Here is a 15,006-nt window from a genome sequence, read left to right as displayed (position 1 = left end):
CTCAGGTGTCACTTCGGACTCGGGTGTCACGTCAGAAGAGTGTGCCCTCTTCCGGGGCGGCCAGCTCCTTCAACAGCTCCGGACCGTTGTTGCGGACGTTGCTGACGGCGGTGGTGACCGGGTAGGCGCGCATCAGGCCGGGCTCCGGCGGGGCGAGCAGCCCGCGCAGGTCCTCGGGGTCGGTGCGGGAGGGGTCGAGCCAGGCGTCCCAGCGGTCCGGGGTGAGCATCAGCGGCATCCGCGGGTGGATCTCGGCCAGCGTGTGCGGGCCGTCCGCCGGGGCCACGGCCAGCGGGCTCGTCTCCGCCTCCGTGGTGATCACGGAGCAGGTCACCCACCAGGCCCGCGGGTGGTCGTCGGGCAGGGTGCGGTCGCGCCAGAACTCGTACAGTCCGGCCATCGCGAAGACCGAGCCGTCGGCCGGGGTGACGAAGTAGGGCTGCTTGCGGGGCCGCTTCTTCTTGCCCTCGACCTCCAGGTCGCGCTCCTGCTTGCCGGTGACCCACTCGTAGTAGCCGTCGGCGGGGAGGATGCAGCGGCGGGAGGCGAAGGCACGGCGGTACGACGGCTTCTCGTGGACGGTCTCCGCGCGCGCGTTGATCATCCGGGCGCCGCCCTCGGGGGTCTTGGACCAGGAGGGCACCAGTCCCCACTTCAGCGTGCGCAGCTGCCGAACCGGGCGGGGGTCGTCCGCGTCCTTCAGAGGACGGTCGAGGACGGCGTAGACCTCCTTGGTCGGCGCCACGTTGTAGTCGGCCTCCAGGGTCTCCTCGGGCTCCCACTTCTCGACCTCGAAGATCCCGGCGAGATCCTCGGGCCTCCGACTCGCTGCATACCGTCCGCACATACGTGCAACACTGCCAGACTCCGCACGCGCACAGGGAGCGATCCAACACACATGACGAGCATGGTCAGCACCGCGTCCGCGTCCCTCGCCTCCCTCTGGGACGAGGTCGCGGGCACCCAGCCCGACCCGGACCTGTGGGTGGTCGTCGCGACCCTGGTGGCGGCCCTCGCCGTGGTGGTGCCGCAGGCGCCCTGGCGGGTCGCACGGAACGCGATCACCATCGCGCACGAGGGCGGGCACGGCCTGGTGGCACTGCTCACCGGCCGCACCCTGACCGGCATACGCCTCCACTCCGACACCAGCGGCCTGACCCTCAGCCGCGGCAAGCCGACCGGCATCGGCATGATCCTCACGGCCGCCGCCGGCTACACCGCTCCCCCGCTGCTGGGCCTCGGCGGGGCGGCGCTGCTCGGCGCGGGGCGCATCACGCTGCTGCTGTGGCTGGCCACCGCGCTGCTGCTGGCGGTGCTGGTGATGATCCGCAACGCCTACGGTGCGGTGTCGGTGCTGGTCACCGGGGGCACGTTCGTGCTGGTGTCGTGGCTCGCGGGACCGCAGGTGCAGGCGGCGTTCGCGTACGCCGTGGTGTGGTTCCTGCTGCTGGGCGGGGTGCGTCCGGCGTTCGAGCTCCAGGCCAAGCGGCGGCACGGGGGCGCCGGGGACTCGGACGCGGACCAGCTGTCCCGGCTGACGCACGTGCCGGCGGGGCTGTGGCTGTTCCTCTTCCACGCGGTGTCGGTGTGCTCGTTGCTGGGCGGGGGACGCTGGCTGCTGGGTCTGTGACCGGGCGGGCCGGCGGGTGAGCGGGCGGTGTTCCGCCTGGCGGGCACGGAACGGCCGGGCTCCTCACCTCCTTATAAAGTGGCCCCATGGCCCCGAACCCCACGCACACCGCCCTCTGGCCCGCCCCGCACGCGAGCGGAGCCGTCGACGCGACGGTCCACGTGCCCGGGTCCAAGTCGGTCACCAACCGCGCTCTCGTCCTCGCCGCCCTCGCCTCCGAGCCGGGCTGGCTGCGCCGCCCCCTGCGCTCGCGCGACACGCTGCTGATGGCGGGCGGGCTGCGCGCGATGGGCGTGGAGATCGAGGAGGGCGTCGGTCCCGACGGGACGGGTGAGGCCTGGCGTGTGGTGCCGGCCGGTCTGCGCGGCCCGGCCACGGTGGACGTGGGCAACGCGGGCACGGTGATGCGCTTCCTGCCTCCGGTGGCCACCCTGGCGGAGGGCCCGGTGCGCTTCGACGGCGACCCGCGGTCCTACGAGCGTCCCCTGAACGGCGTCATCGACGCGCTGCGCCGGCTGGGCGCCCGCATCGACGACGACGACCGGGGCGCGCTGCCGATGACGGTGCACGGCGGGGGCGCGCTGGACGGTGGCACGGTCGAGGTGGACGCCTCCTCGTCGTCGCAGTTCGTCAGCGCCCTGCTGCTGTCGGCGCCGCGCTTCAACCAGGGCGTGGAGGTGCGGCACACCGGCGCGACGCTGCCGTCGATGCCGCACATCCGGATGACGGTCGACATGCTCCGCGCGGTCGGCGCCCAGGTCGACACCCCCGAGTCGGGCGGCGAGCCGAACGTCTGGCGGGTCACCCCGGGCGCCCTGCTCGGCCGGGACCTGACGATCGAGCCGGACCTGTCCAACGCGCAGCCGTTCCTCGCGGCCGCGCTGATCACCGGCGGCAGGGTGGTGATCCCCGACTGGCCCGCGCGCACCACCCAGCCCGGCGACCGGCTGCGGGAGATCTTCACCGAGATGGGCGGCTCCTGCGAGCTGACCGAGTACGGGCTGGTCTTCACCGGCTCCGGTGCGGTGCACGGCATCGACGTGGACCTCGGCGAGGTGGGCGAGCTGACGCCGGGCATCGCGGCGGTCGCGGCCCTCGCGGACTCCCCGTCGACCCTGCGGGGCGTGGCCCATCTGCGGCTGCACGAGACGGACCGTCTGGCCGCGCTCACCAAGGAGATCAACGAGCTGGGCGGCGACGTCACCGAGACGGCCGACGGCCTGCACATCCGCCCGCGCCGGCTGCACGGCGGGGTCTTCCACACCTACGAGGACCACCGCATGGCCACCGCCGGTGCGATCATCGGCCTGGCGGTCGACGGTGTGCAGATCGAGAACGTGGCGACCACGGCGAAGACCCTGCCGGACTTCCCCGAGCTGTGGACCGGGATGCTCGGGGCATAGGGGTTCACGATGCGCCGCTACGGCAAGCACACCGACGAGGACGACATCCGCTCCCGCCCCAACCGCAAGGGCAACCGGCCGCGCACCCACATCAGGCCCAAGCACGAGGACGCCGCCGAGGGCATGGTGCTCACGGTCGACCGGGGCCGGCTGACCTGCCTCGTCGAGGACCGTGTCGTGACCGCGATGAAGGCCCGCGAGCTGGGCCGCAAGGCCGCCGTGGTGGGCGACCGGGTGGCCCTCGTCGGCGATCTGTCCGGCAGGAAGGACACCCTCGCCCGGATCGTGCGCATCGCGGAGCGCTCGTCGGTGCTGCGCCGCACCGCCGACGACGACGATCCCTACGAGCGGGTGGTCGTCGCCAACGCCGACCAGCTCGCCGTGGTCACCGCCCTCGCCGACCCCGAGCCCCGGCCGCGCCTGATCGACCGCTGCCTGGTGGCCGCCTTCGACGGTGGCCTGGAGCCGCTGCTGGTGCTGACCAAGTCCGACCTGGCCCCGCCCGACAAACTGCTGGAGCTGTACGGCGACCTGGACATCCCGTACGTCGTCACCAGCCGCGCGGAGCTGGAGAGCGGCGAGGCGGTGGAGCGGGTGCGCGAGCAGCTCGACGACCGGATCACGGCGTTCGTGGGCCACTCCGGCGTCGGCAAGACGACCCTCGTCAACGCGCTGGTCCCGGAGGAGCGGCGGCGCACCACCGGTCACGTCAACGCGGTGACCGGGCGCGGCCGGCACACCACGACGTCCGCGCTGGCACTGCCGCTCGCGGGCGCCGAGGGCTGGGTGATCGACACCCCGGGCGTGCGGTCGTTCGGGCTGGCGCACGTCGACCCGTCGCGGGTCATCCACGCCTTCCCCGACCTGGAGCCGGGCACGGAGGGCTGTCCGCGCGCGTGCAGTCACGACGAGCCGGACTGCGCGCTGGACGACTGGGTGGCGGAGGGCCACGCGGACCCGGCGCGGCTGTACTCGCTGCGGCGGCTGCTCGCCGCGCGGGAGCGCACCGACGGGGACTGAGGCACGTCGTGTTTGCCCCGTGGTGTCGCCGGTAAGTGCATAATCGCACCGAGCCGGACACGAACCAGACGAAGCGGTCACTGTACGCGGGGAATGCGGGAGGACACATGGCGTGGCTGCTGGTCATCGTCGCCGGGCTGCTCGAGACCGGTTTCGCCGTGTGTCTGAAACTGTCGCACGGGTTCACCCGGCTGTGGCCGACCATCGCCTTCTGCGCGTTCGCCCTGGGCAGCTTCGGACTGCTCACCCTGGCGCTGAAGAAGCTGGACGTGGGACCGGCGTACGCGGTGTGGACGGGCATCGGGGCGGCGGGGACGGCCATCTACGGGATGGTGTTCCTCGGGGACCTGGTGTCCACCCTGAAGATCGTCTCGATCACCTTCGTGATCGTCGGGGTGATCGGGCTCCAGCTCTCGGGTTCGGCGCACTGAGCCGTTACCCGGTCAAGAGGGCCTGGTGAGAGAAACCTCATGTGAAGAAGGTCTGTGGAGAGGGACCCTCGCTACGGCACCGGCTGCCGCTGCAGCGCGCCCCGGACCAGCTCGGCCACGCCGTCGTCGGGCGGGGGTGCGACGACGCAGGACACGGCGAGTCTGATCACCAGTTCGCAGGACCGGGCGAGGTCGGCGGTGTCGCCGCGAGCGTGCCCCGGACCGGCGAGCACGGCGACGGCCCGGTCCCGGACCAGGTGCACGAAGTCGGAGGGCGAGGGCAGCGGTCCGTCGGCGCGGCGCTGCGCGGGCACCGGTGACCCGGACGCGACGGCCGCGAGGCCGGGCTCGGGCAGGCGCTCGCTCCAGCAGCCGGTGAGCATGGCCCGCACCAGGGCGTTCTCGCGGGCGATCAGCGTGGTCCACTCGGCGGTCGCGGTGAGGCGGTCCCGCGGGTCGGCGTGCGCGGTGAGGGCCCGGTCGACGCCGGCCAGGTAGCCGTCGGCCTCCCGGCGCACCAGGGCCCGCGCGAGACCGTCCTTGCTGCCGAACTCGTTGTAGAGGGTCTGCCGGGAGACCCCGGCCGCGGCGGCGACGTCCACCATCCGCACGGCGGACCACGGACGGCGGGCGAGAGCGGTGTACGCGGCGTCCAGCAGTGATTCCCGCGCTGCAGGCATCATCGCCTCCCTCGGGGCGAACGGCCGGGACCCTGCGGTTCAGATTTGACGGGGTGTCGGGGACTGTCAAGGGGTCGCGGAACCGGCCCCCGGTGGCCCCGAACCGATCTCGGCCGCTACCGTTCGTTGCATGCCCGACTACCTCGACGACCTGCGTCTCGCCCATGTCCTCGCGGACGCCGCCGACGCCGCGACCATGGACCGGTTCAAGGCTCTCGATCTCAAGGTGGAGACCAAACCCGACATGACGCCGGTGAGTGAGGCGGACAAGGGCGCCGAGGAGCTGATCCGCGGCCACCTCCAGCGTGCCCGCCCGCGCGACGCCGTGCTGGGCGAGGAGTACGGCGTGGAGGGCACCGGCCCGCGCCGCTGGGTGATCGACCCGATCGACGGCACCAAGAACTACGTGCGCGGCGTGCCCGTGTGGGCCACGCTGATCGCGCTGATGGAGGCGGGCGGTGGGGGTGCCTCCGGCTCGAGCGGAGTCGAGAGCGGGGGAGGCTTCCAGCCGGTCGTCGGCGTGGTGTCCGCGCCCGCGCTGGGCCGCCGCTGGTGGGCGGCGAAGGGCCACGGCGCCTACGCCGGGCGCAGCCTGTCCTCGGCCACCCGGCTCCAGGTCTCCCGCGTCTCGCGGATCTCCGACGCCTCCTTCGCGTACTCCTCGCTCACCGGCTGGGAGGAGCAGGGGCGGCTGGACGGCTTCCTGGACCTCACCCGCGACGTGTGGCGCACGCGCGCGTACGGCGACTTCTGGCCGTACATGATGGTCGCCGAGGGCTCGGTGGACATCTGCGCGGAGCCGGAGCTGTCGCTGTGGGACATGGCGGCCACGGCGATCGTGGTGACCGAGTCCGGCGGCACCTTCACCGGCCTCGACGGCCGCCCGGGCCCGCACAGCGGCAACGCCGCCGCGTCGAACGGCCTCCTCCACGACGAGCTGCTGGGGTATCTCAACCAGCGGTACTGAACCGGCCGCGGTCGCGCCGAGCGCCCCCGGACGGCCGCGTGCGCCCTCTTGTTGACCCCCGCTTTGCCTGCCACTCTGAGAGTTCCCCCACTTGTGAACTTGTGAAAACGCGAACGAGCGAGCGTCCGAGCCCGTGACCTCGTGTTTTCCGGTAGGAGGTGGCTCCATCCATGCTCGTCCGTGACGCCATGAGCACCGTGGTCCTCACCATCGGCCCCGCCCATACGCTCCGCCAGGCCGCCGCCCTGATGTCCGCGCGCCGGGTGGGCGCGGCCGTGGTCCTCGACCCCGACGGCACCGGGATCGGCATCCTCACCGAACGGGACGTCCTCAACTCCGTGGGCCTGGGCCAGGACCCGGACGCCGAGCGCGCCCACGCCCACACCACCACCGACGTCGTCTTCGCCACCCCCTCCTGGACCGTCGAGGAAGCGGCGGCCGCCATGGCCCACGGGGGTTTCCGGCATCTGATCGTCCTCGACCGGGGCGAGCCCGCGGGCATCGTGTCGGTCCGCGACATCATCCGCCTCTGGGCGCCCGCCCGGGTGCGGGCCCCGCAGGTGCCCGCCTGACGGACACGAGGACGGGCCGGACCCCCGTGAGGGGATCCGGCCCGTCGATCGGCAAACGGTCCAGCGCCGGAATCAGCCGCGCAGGGCCTGCACCGCGGCTTCCAGCCGCTTGCCGAAGTCCTCGTCGGCCTGGCGGAAGTTGTTGATCGCGCGCTCGGCGATGTCGTCGCGCGTCACGCCCGAGATGGCGTTCGCCAGGTTCTTCACCAGGCGCTCCTTCTCGTCCTCGGTCATCAGGCGGTACAGGTTGCCCGCCTGGACGAAGTCGTTGTCCTCGGCATGGACGGGCGTGACCGACTCGCCGGTGACCCCGGTGACCGGGACGCCCTGCCACAGCGGGCGGTCCGTCTGGAAGGGGCCGCCGAAGCTGTTCGGCTCGTAGTTCTTCGCGCCCTTGTGGCGGCCGTCGTACAGGTAGCCGTCACGGGAGTGGGTGCGCGCCTCGGTGGCGTGCGGGCGGTTCACCGGCAGGTGGTCGGCGTTGATGCCGACGCGGTAGCGGTGGGCGTCGCCGTACGCGAAGAGACGGCCCTGGAGCATCTTGTCCGGGGAGGGACCGATGCCCGGCACGAAGTGGGCGGGGCTGAAGATCGACTGCTCGACCTCGGCGAAGATGTTCTCCGGGTTGCGGTTGAGCTCCAGCTTGCCGAACTCGATCGGCGGGTAGTCCGCGTGCGGCCAGACCTTGGTCAGGTCGAACGGGTTGAAGCGGTAGGTGGCCGCCTCGGCCGCCGGCATGACCTGGACGTAGACGGTCCAGGACGGGTACTCGCCGCGCTCGATGGCCTCGCGCAGGTCGCGCTGGTGCGAGTCGGGGTCCTTGCCCGCGAGGACCTCGGCCTCCTCGGCGGTCAGGTTCTTGATGCCCTGGTCCGTCTTGAAGTGGTACTTGACCCAGAAGACCTCGCCGGCCTCGTTGGTCCACTGGTAGGTGTGGGAGCCGAAGCCGTCCATGTGGCGGTAGGACGCCGGGATGCCGCGGTCGCCGAACAGCCAGGTCACCTGGTGGGTCGACTCGGGCGACAGACCCCAGAAGTCGAAGACGTTGTCCGCCTCCTGCGAGCCGGTGTACGGGTCGCGCTTCTGGGTGTGGATGAAGTCGGGGAACTTGATGGCGTCCCGGATGAAGAACACCGGGGTGTTGTTGCCGACGAGGTCGTAGTTGCCCTCCTCGGTGTAGAACTTCACCGCGAAACCGCGCGGGTCGCGCACCGCGTCCGCCGCGCCCAGGTTGCCCGCCACGGTGGAGAAGCGCAGGAAGACCTCGGTCTCCTTGCCCACCTCGGACAGGAACGCGGCCCGGGTGTACTTCGTGACGTCGGCGGTCACCTTGAAGGTGCCGTACGCGCCGGCGCCGCGGGCGTGGACCACGCGCTCCGGGATGCGCTCACGGTTGAAGTGCGCCAGCTTCTCGAGCAGGAGCTGGTCCTGGACGAGGACCGGGCCGCCGACGCCCGCGGTCTCGCTGTTCTGGTTGTCGGCGACCGGGGCTCCGGCCTCCGTCGTAAGCGGTCCCTGCGTCACGTGCGCCTCCTGCGTCATCACTGCAACTTGTGCCTTGGCTAAAGCCGAGCTCGATCCTACAATGGACATTGTCTAAGTCAAGTAGAGCTCCAAAGTCACACCCGTTCGGGATCCGACTCCCCCCTGCTGTTAGGCTGGTGCCTATGAGTGACCTTCTGGAACGACTTCGCGGACGCGGTTGGCGGATGACCGCGCAGCGCCGTGTGGTGGCCGAGGTCCTCGACGGCGAACACGTCCACCTGACGGCCGACGAGGTGCACGCCAGAGCTGTCGCCAAGCTGCCCGAGATCTCCCGGGCGACCGTCTACAACACCCTGGGCGAGCTGGTCTCGCTCGGCGAGGTGCTGGAGGTCGCGACGGACAAGCGGGCCAAGCGCTACGACCCGAACGCGCACCGCCCGCACCACCACCTGGTGTGCGCACAGTGCGGGGCGATCCGCGACGTCCACCCGACCGGCAACCCGCTGGCCGACCTGCCCGACACGGAGCGGTTCGGTTTCACGGTGTCCGACGTCGAGGTGACGTACCGCGGCCTGTGCCCCAACTGCGCGTCGGTCTGACCGGCGCCTAGGGCTTGTACGAGGCCCCGGCCACTTCCGAGTGTCCGGGGCCTCGTCACGCCCGGGCGCCGGACGCGTCCGTCGCAGAAACGACCGAGGGCCGGAACCCTTTCGGATTCCGGCCCTCGGCCATCAGTAGCGGGGACAGGATTTGAACCTGCGACCTCTGGGTTATGAGCCCAGCGAGCTACCGAGCTGCTCCACCCCGCGGCGATGTCTCAAAGCTACGTCAAGGTGCCCGACAGAAGCAAATCGATTCCCACAGGGGCGCGGTTTCCTCCGCGAACGGGGCCGGGGGCAGTGCCCTGCAGGGGCGCAGAGCTCGACGCGAAGAGGGCCGGGGCAGTGCCCCTTCAGGGGCGCGGGGAACTGCGCGACGGGGGTCCGGGGGCGAAGTCCCCGAAGTGCCCGCGGCTAGGCGGACAGTTCCTCCCGAAGCGCGTCCCGCAGCCGCGCCGCCCTCTCGGTGACCGCCGGAGGCCCCAGCTCCGCCGCCCGGTCCGCCCACCGCTGCCCCTCCGCGAGCTCGCCGCGCCGGGCGTACACCAGAGCCAGCCGCAGCGCCGCACGCCCGTGCCCCGCGTCCGCCGCCCGGGTCCACCACGCCGCCGCCTCGGGCTCGCTCCCCTCCCGCGCCAGCAGCAGCCCCAGGTTGAACGCCCCGTTGCGCGACCCGGCCTCCGCTGCCTCCCGGTACCACCGGGCCGCCTCGACGACGTCACCGCGGGCCGCGGCCAGCATGCCGACCCGCACCTGAGCCCGCCGGTGCCCCTGGGACGCCGCCCGCTCGTACCACTCCTCGCACTCGCTGCGCCGGTGCACCGGCTCCCCCAGCTCGTGCGCGGGCTCCGGCGGCCGGCGGGCGTCCAGCACGGTCGCCAGCCGGTAGGCGGCCTCCGCGCTGCCGCCCCCCGCCGCGCACCGCAGGAAACGCTCGGCCTCGCCCTCCTCGCCGTCCCGCAGCCGCGCCATGCCGACCTGGAGCGCCGCCTCGGCGTGCCCGGCGGCCGCGGCGCGTTCGTACCAGCGCAGCGCGGCCCGGTTCTCGCCCCGGCCCGCGTGCAGGATGCCGAGGTTGAACGCGGCGTCGACGCTGCCGGCCTCCGCGGCCTTGGAGAACCACGGCTCCGCGCCGGTCTCGTCGCCGGCCCTCAGCAGCAGGATCGCCAGCGCGTTCGCCGCCTCGCGGTGCCCGGCGTAGGCGGCGCGGCGGTACCACTGCTCGGCCTGGGTGGTGCGCCCCTGGTCGGCGCAGAGCAGACCGAGGTTGTACGCGCCGTTGATGTCGCCGGCGTCCATCGCGGCCCGGTACCACCGCTCGGCGGTCTGCGTCTCGCCGCGCTCGGCGTGCAGGGCGCCCAGCGCGTTGGCGGCGTTGCCGTCGCCGTCCTGGGCGGCGCGCAGCCACCACACGGCGGCGTTCTCCGTGTCGCCCGCGTCGCGCAGCAGGAAGCCGAGCGCACAGGCGGCGCGCGGCTCGCCGTCCTTGGCGGAGGTCAGGTACCAGCGCCCGGCCTCCTTCAGCTCGCCGCGCCTCTCCAGGATCGTGCCCAGGTGCAGGGCGGCCCGGCGGTGTCCGCGCGCGGCGGCCTGCCGGTACCACTGTTCGGCCTCCTCGACCAGTGCCGTGCCCTGGTCGGCGGAGGTCCGCGCGGCCTTGCGGTCCAGGGCGCGGGCGAGCCGGTAGGCGCCCTCGCGGTGGCCGCGTTCGGCGGCGGCGCGCATCCAGCGCTCGCTGCCCTCGGCGTCGCCCCGGTGCTCCAGGAGGTCGGCGAGGGCGTACGCGCCGAGGGTGTGGCCCTGTTCGGCGGACTGGCGCAGCCAGTACTCGGCGGCGGGTTCGTCGCCCCGCTCGCGGTGGTGCCGGCCGAGCGCGTGGGCCGCGGCCGTGGAACCGGCGACGGCGGCGATCCGCCACCATCCGGCTGCTTCGTCGGGGTAGCCCCGCTGGTGCAGCAGGACGCCCAGGTTGTTGGCGGCGGCGCGGTCGCCCGCGGCGGTGGCGGCACGCAGATGGGGTTCGGCACCGTCGAGGTCACCACGGCGCAGCAGCATGGCGCCGAGGACGCTCATCGCCTCGACGTCACCGGCCTCGGCGGCGAGCCGGCGGCGCAGCTCCTCCGCCGCCTCGTCGGCCGCCTCCCCCGCGTCGTCGGGGGTCTCCTCCCGAGGGGAGGACTGCACAAAACGCCCTGACTCGAACAGAGTTGCCTTGTCCCCCATAACATCCATCGTCGCACCACCTGCAACCTGGGTACACCTGGTATACCGCAGCCAGTGAGGTCACTTCAGCGTTTTGTCGACATGCCCACAGAGAGACAAGTCAAACACAGATCGCTCAACTCCCGTCGGCGGCAGGGCCGTCGAGAAGCGGGGCACATGCGTTCGCCCACCACAAAGGCCCGGATTCCCTTGGGAATCCGGGCCTTTGGTGTCGCTGTCGCGACGTCAGTAGCGGGGACAGGATTTGAACCTGCGACCTCTGGGTTATGAGCCCAGCGAGCTACCGAGCTGCTCCACCCCGCGCCGTTGTGTTGCAACCGTAGCACGGCGCGGGGTGGGCCTGTGACCAGGCCTTCGGATCAGCTGTTCGAGCCTGGGCTCGCGCTCGGGCTGCTCCGTGCGCCGCCGGCTCCGCCGGACTGCGCTTCCTCGGCCCTGCGCAGCGCGTCCTCGAGGTCCTCCTGCGCCCGGCCGTAGGCCTCCCAGTCGTTGTTCTTCAGGGCTTCCTGGCCGGCCTCGAAGGCCTTCTGCGCGTCGTTCAGGGCCTCCTGGACCGTCGAGGGCTGCTGGGTGCTCGGCGGGGGCGTGGTGCCCTCGTCCGTGCCTTCGTCCTCGCCCTCGTCGGCCGGCGGCTCGACGGGTGTGCCCTCGCCGCCGAAGACCTTGTCGAGCGCCTGCTCCAACGTGTCCTCGAACGCCGTCTGGCCGCCGTAGGTCACCAGCACCTTGCGCAGCAGCGGGTACTTCAGTCCGCCACCGCGTACGTAGACCGGCTCCACGTAGAGCAGTCCGCCGTCCAGCGGGACGGTCAGCAGGTTGCCGTACTCGACCTCGGAGTCGCCGCCTCGCAGCAGCCTGATCGTCTCGGCGATGTCCTGCTGGGAGTTGAACTGGCTCTGCACCTGCTTGGGTCCGGAGACCGTGGTGCTGGTCGGCAGTTTCAGGATTCTGATCTTGCCGTAGTCCCCGGTGCCCGGATCGGCGTTGACCGCCATGAACGCGCTCAGGTTGTCACGGCCGTTCGGCGTGAACGTCGTGGTGAGCGAGAACACCTGCTCGTCCTGGTCCGGCATCTTCATGCTCAGGTAGTACGGCGGGACCGTCTCACCCGTCTTGTTCGTCGGGTCGTCCGGCACCTGCCAGACCTCGCTGCCGGAGAGGAACGTGTTGGCGTCCTTCACGTGGTAGCGGGTGAGCAGCTCACGCTGGACCTTGAACAGGTCCTGCGGGTACCGCAGGTGGTCCATCAGGTCCCGGGAGATCTCGCTCCGCGGCTCCACGGTGTCCGGGAACGCCTTCATCCACGTCTTCAGGACGGGGTCCTGGGTGTCCCACTGGTAGAGCTTGACCTCGCCGCTGTACGCGTCGACGGTCGCCTTCACCGAGTTGCGGATGTAGTTGACCTGGTTCTGCTGGGCCACCACCGCGCGCTGGTCGTTGGTGGCGGTCAGCGAGTCGGCCGTGGTGTCGCCGAGCGTCGTCCGGGACGCGTACGGGTAGCCGTTGGTGGTCGTGTAGGCGTCGACGATCCACTGGATGCGGCCGTCGATGACCGCCGGGTACGCGTCGCCGTCGATGGTCAGCCAGGGCGCGATCGCCTCGACGCGCTCCTTGGGCGTGCGGTTGTACAGGATCCGCGAACCCTCACCGATGGCACCGGAGTAGAGGATCTGCGGTTCGCCGAACGCGACCGCGTAGGCGGCGCGGTTCATCGGGTTGTCGAGGTTGACGCCGCTGTCGCCCTTGTAGCTGTACGTCTTCTCGCCGCTGTCGTCGGAGTAGTCGATCTCCTTCTGGGGACCGCCGACGATCGAGTACGTGGTCGTCCGCTCGCCGTAGTACACGCGCTGCTCGTACGTGCCGAGGTCGCCCTTGGACGGCAGGTCGGACTCGGTGAACGCCGGGCGTCCGCCGGCGTCGGCGCTGGTGCCCTCGGCGGCGACGACGCCGTAGCCGTGGGTGTAGCGGAAGTGGTCGTTGATCCAGTTCCGCTTCGGGATGCCCGCGTAGTTCAGCTCGCGCAGGCCGATGACGGTGTCCTGCTCCTTGCCGTCCTTGGCGTACCGGTCGACGTCCAGGTTGGTCGGGAACGCGTAGTAGTTCCTGATCTGCTGGAGCTGCTGGAACGTCGGCGAGACGATGTTCGGGTCCATGATGCGGATGCTGGCCGCGCTCGCGACGTCGTCCCGCAGCTTCGCCTGGTCCTTGGTCTCGGCGACGCCCGGGTACTCGGTGACCTGGGAGTCGTCGATGCCGTAGGCCTCACGCGTGGCCGCGAGGTTCTTCTCGACGTACGGCGCTTCCTTGGCCTGCTCGTTGGGCTGGACCTGGAACTTCTGCACGATCGCCGGGTACAGGCCGCCGATGAGGATCGCCGACAGCACCATGAGGCCGAAGCCGATGACCGGCAGCTGCCAGGTGCGCCGCCACAGGGTGGCGAAGAACAGCAGCGCGCAGATCACGGCGATGCAGAACAGGATGGTCTTCGCGGGCAGGTAGGCGTTCGCGTCGACGTACCGCAGACCGGTCCAGCTGTCGGTCGCCTTGAAGTCGCTGGACTTCACGGCCAGTCCGTACCGGTCGAGCCAGTACGCGATCGCCTTGAGGGCGACGAAGATGCCGAGCAGCACCGAGAGGTGTCCGGTGGCGGCCGCCGTGGCGCGCGCTCCGGGGCTGGTGATGCGCAGTCCGCCGTAGAGGTAGTGCGTGAGCGCGGCGGCGATCAGCCCCAGGATGGCGGCGGCGAAGCCGAAGCCCAGCAGGAACCGGTACCAGGGCAGGTCGAAGGCGTAGAAGGAGACGTCCAGGTTGAACTGGGGGTCCTTCTGCCCGAAGGACACGCCGTTGACCCACATCAGCCACGTGCGCCACTGGCTGGAGGCCGAGGCGCCCGCGATCAGGCCGACCAGGGCGGTGATGCCGAGCAGCAGCCACTTCTTGTAGGGCGCGATCCCCATCCGGTACCGGTCGAGGTTCTGCTGCTCCATCGACATGGCGCTCAGCGGCGGCCGCAGACGGTGGGCCAGCCAGATGTTGAAGCCGACCGAGACGGCCATGAGCAGACCGAAGACGACGAACAGCCCGATCTTGGTCGACAGGGTCGTCGTGAAGACCGACGAGTAGTCGACCGATCGGTACCACAGCCAGTCGGTCCAGAACCCCGCGAACATGGTGAACACCATGCCGAGGACGGCAAGGACGCCCAGTGTCATGAGCAGGGTCCGGACCCGTCGGGACGGCCGGCCCACTCTGATCCGTGGCCCCGTCGGGCCTCCGCCGCGGTCCGGCATCTGGAAAGCCAAGGTAGGCACCTCGAAGTTCGCTGTTGATTCGTCGAGCCCGCGTCTTCACGGACCGTCGTGGGCCCCCCTGATCGCGGGTCCACACCTATGCAACTTACTCACCCTTTACTCGGTTCCCGATTCCGGCCAGGAACGAGAGAGGATTGTGACCATGTCCAACACACCCATGGCCGCGAACCCCCTCACCCGGGCCGTGCTCGAGATCGACGAGTACGTGTCCGGGCTGGGCTGGGACCAGCCCGCCCGACTGTTCGCCCTCGTAGACACTGCCCGGCTTCGGGCGGAACAGCCCTCTCTCGCGGACCGCCTCGGCCTGGACGGCGGGGAGGAGTCCGCCGCCCTCACCCCGATCGAGCAGGAGGAGATTCCCGCCGGCAAACCGCTCGACGAGTTCCTCGGCACCATCGCCTGGCCCGACGCGGTCACCGGCTGCGCGCTCACCGTGGAGCGGCTGATGCTGCCGCCGTCCGCGGAGGCGGAGGTTCCGAAGGACCTCGGCGAGGCCGCCCTCACCAAGTGGGTGGCGGAGCACCCGGAGCGTCAGGAGGTCCGGATGACGGTCGCGGTGCTGCGTGACGGTTCCCGTGAGTCGGCGCTCCGGCTGCGGGAGAAGGACTCCCCGACCGAGGTGCTCACCGGCTCGGACCTGGTGCCGGGTCTGGCCCGGGCGCTGACGGCGACGTTCGAGGACTAG

13 protein-coding genes and 2 tRNA genes are annotated in these 15,006 nt (G+C 71.3%); 8 read left to right on the top strand and 7 right to left on the bottom strand.

The genetic code is table 11. The features are described from left to right. Positions 1-31: 31 nt before the first annotated feature. On the bottom strand, positions 32-847 hold the full coding sequence (locus tag MTR79_RS05630; protein ID WP_048455702.1) for an SOS response-associated peptidase: 816 nt from the start codon (positions 845-847) through the stop codon (positions 32-34). Positions 848-907: 60 nt separating this feature from the next. On the opposite strand from MTR79_RS05630, the gene MTR79_RS05625 reads away from it, so the two are divergent. The 4 genes from MTR79_RS05625 (at position 908) to MTR79_RS05610 (ending at position 4,484) form a co-directional block, all read left to right on the top strand. After that, positions 908-1,630 (top strand): M50 family metallopeptidase, encoded by a 723-nt coding sequence (locus MTR79_RS05625; protein WP_086701721.1) that lies wholly within the window; start codon positions 908-910, stop codon positions 1,628-1,630. 86 nt (positions 1,631-1,716) lie between these two features. Beyond that, positions 1,717-3,033, top strand: coding sequence for a 3-phosphoshikimate 1-carboxyvinyltransferase (aroA, locus tag MTR79_RS05620; protein WP_086701696.1), 1,317 nt, complete (start codon positions 1,717-1,719; stop codon positions 3,031-3,033). A gap of 9 nt (positions 3,034-3,042) precedes the next feature. Next, positions 3,043-4,053, top strand: a complete 1,011-nt coding sequence (gene rsgA / locus MTR79_RS05615) for a ribosome small subunit-dependent GTPase A (RefSeq protein WP_086701698.1) — start codon at positions 3,043-3,045, stop codon at positions 4,051-4,053. Positions 4,054-4,160: 107 nt separating this feature from the next. Next, the gene (locus tag MTR79_RS05610) at positions 4,161-4,484 is read left to right on the top strand and encodes a multidrug efflux SMR transporter (protein ID WP_048455705.1); all 324 of its coding nucleotides are present in this window, start codon (positions 4,161-4,163) and stop codon (positions 4,482-4,484) included. Positions 4,485-4,555: 71 nt separating this feature from the next. On the opposite strand, the gene MTR79_RS05605 is transcribed toward MTR79_RS05610, so the two are convergent. Beyond that, entirely contained in the window at positions 4,556-5,167 is a 612-nt protein-coding gene (locus MTR79_RS05605; RefSeq protein WP_086701699.1) for a TetR/AcrR family transcriptional regulator, read from the bottom strand. A gap of 127 nt (positions 5,168-5,294) precedes the next feature. Here MTR79_RS05605 and hisN point away from each other — a divergent pair, with 127 nt between their 5' ends. Both hisN and MTR79_RS05595 read left to right on the top strand, forming a co-directional pair. Then, the gene (gene hisN, locus MTR79_RS05600; RefSeq protein WP_244789427.1) at positions 5,295-6,131 is read left to right on the top strand and encodes a histidinol-phosphatase; all 837 of its coding nucleotides are present in this window, start codon (positions 5,295-5,297) and stop codon (positions 6,129-6,131) included. Positions 6,132-6,301: 170 nt separating this feature from the next. Next, positions 6,302-6,703: a CBS domain-containing protein gene (locus tag MTR79_RS05595; RefSeq protein ID WP_048455708.1), complete on the top strand. Its 402-nt coding sequence runs from the start codon at positions 6,302-6,304 to the stop codon at positions 6,701-6,703. 72 nt (positions 6,704-6,775) lie between these two features. Here MTR79_RS05595 and MTR79_RS05590 read toward each other — a convergent pair whose 3' ends face one another. Then, positions 6,776-8,227, bottom strand: coding sequence for a catalase (locus tag MTR79_RS05590; protein ID WP_220450271.1), 1,452 nt, complete (start codon positions 8,225-8,227; stop codon positions 6,776-6,778). A gap of 143 nt (positions 8,228-8,370) precedes the next feature. On the opposite strand from MTR79_RS05590, the gene MTR79_RS05585 reads away from it, so the two are divergent. Continuing rightward, positions 8,371-8,787: a Fur family transcriptional regulator gene (locus MTR79_RS05585; protein ID WP_078894967.1), complete on the top strand. Its 417-nt coding sequence runs from the start codon at positions 8,371-8,373 to the stop codon at positions 8,785-8,787. A 136-nt stretch (positions 8,788-8,923) separates the two neighbouring features. Here the strand turns inward: MTR79_RS05585 and MTR79_RS05580 are convergent. The 4 genes from MTR79_RS05580 to MTR79_RS05565 form a co-directional block, all read right to left on the bottom strand. Then, positions 8,924-8,997: transfer RNA gene (locus MTR79_RS05580), tRNA-Met, on the bottom strand. A 204-nt stretch (positions 8,998-9,201) separates the two neighbouring features. Continuing rightward, positions 9,202-11,019 carry a tetratricopeptide repeat protein gene (locus MTR79_RS05575; protein ID WP_189364240.1) on the bottom strand — a complete coding sequence of 606 codons (1,818 nt, stop codon included), beginning with the start codon at positions 11,017-11,019 and terminating at the stop codon, positions 9,202-9,204. Positions 11,020-11,239: 220 nt separating this feature from the next. Beyond that, positions 11,240-11,313 (bottom strand) — tRNA-Met (locus MTR79_RS05570). 56 nt (positions 11,314-11,369) lie between these two features. Then, positions 11,370-14,300: a UPF0182 family protein gene (locus MTR79_RS05565; protein ID WP_244793071.1), complete on the bottom strand. Its 2,931-nt coding sequence runs from the start codon at positions 14,298-14,300 to the stop codon at positions 11,370-11,372. 163 nt (positions 14,301-14,463) lie between these two features. Here MTR79_RS05565 and MTR79_RS05560 point away from each other — a divergent pair, with 163 nt between their 5' ends. After that, positions 14,464-15,006: a PPA1309 family protein gene (locus tag MTR79_RS05560; RefSeq protein WP_048455766.1), complete on the top strand. Its 543-nt coding sequence runs from the start codon at positions 14,464-14,466 to the stop codon at positions 15,004-15,006.

It is taken from the genome of Streptomyces sp. BJ20, assembly GCF_022869105.1.
GTDB lineage: Bacteria > Actinomycetota > Actinomycetes > Streptomycetales > Streptomycetaceae > Streptomyces > Streptomyces griseoincarnatus.
Note: the sequence above shows the minus strand (reverse complement) of the source record. Positions and strands in the feature narration are given on the sequence as shown.